Origin of the sequence: Pontibacter rugosus (assembly GCF_042678745.1) — a bacterium.
Classification (GTDB): Bacteria; Bacteroidota; Bacteroidia; order Cytophagales; family Hymenobacteraceae; genus Pontibacter; species Pontibacter rugosus.
The window spans coordinates 1-540 of sequence record NZ_JBHTLD010000554.1 but is presented as its reverse complement, the minus strand read 5'-3'; the positions used below and the strand labels follow the sequence as shown (position 1 = coordinate 540).

1 protein-coding gene is annotated in these 540 nt (G+C 57.2%); it reads left to right on the top strand.

The features are described 5' to 3' along the window. Positions 1 to 367 (top strand): integrase core domain-containing protein (locus tag ACFQ2O_RS22425; protein ID WP_377533267.1); only part of this gene is annotated, 367 nt, incomplete at its 5' end. Between the last annotated feature and the right edge of the window lie 173 nt (positions 368 to 540).

Here is a 540-nt window from a genome sequence, read left to right as displayed (position 1 = left end):
CGATAATGGCGTGCAGTTCACAGCACAGCCGCATCAAGTACTGCCAGGCGGTCACAGTTTTGACCGCATCTGCCGCGAGTATGGCGTCGAGCATCGTCTGACCAAGCCCGCTCACCCCTGGACCAACGGCCAAGTCGAACGGATGAATCGCACGCTGAAAGAGGCCACCGTTCAGCGCTTTCACTATCAGACCACGCAAGAGCTCAACGAGCACCTACAAGCCTTTTTGCTGGCTTACAACCACGCCAAACGGCTTAAGACCTTGCGCGGCCTCACGCCACATGAATTTGTCTGTGCCGAGTGGCAGAAAAACCCCGTTAACTTTACCCAGGACCCGACCCACCTCACGCTGGGACTATACACCTAGCCCTCAAAAAAGGTACTGCTCCTGGCGACTTTCTGCTACCAACAACTCTGGCTCAAGGAGAATATAAGCGGCACGGGCATCACGTTCGGGCCGATGGTTACTACCCGCATGGCCTGCCTACCCAACAGTCCCGAAGCCGGCCTGTTGGCCGCTCTGGGCTCCAAAACCCTCAC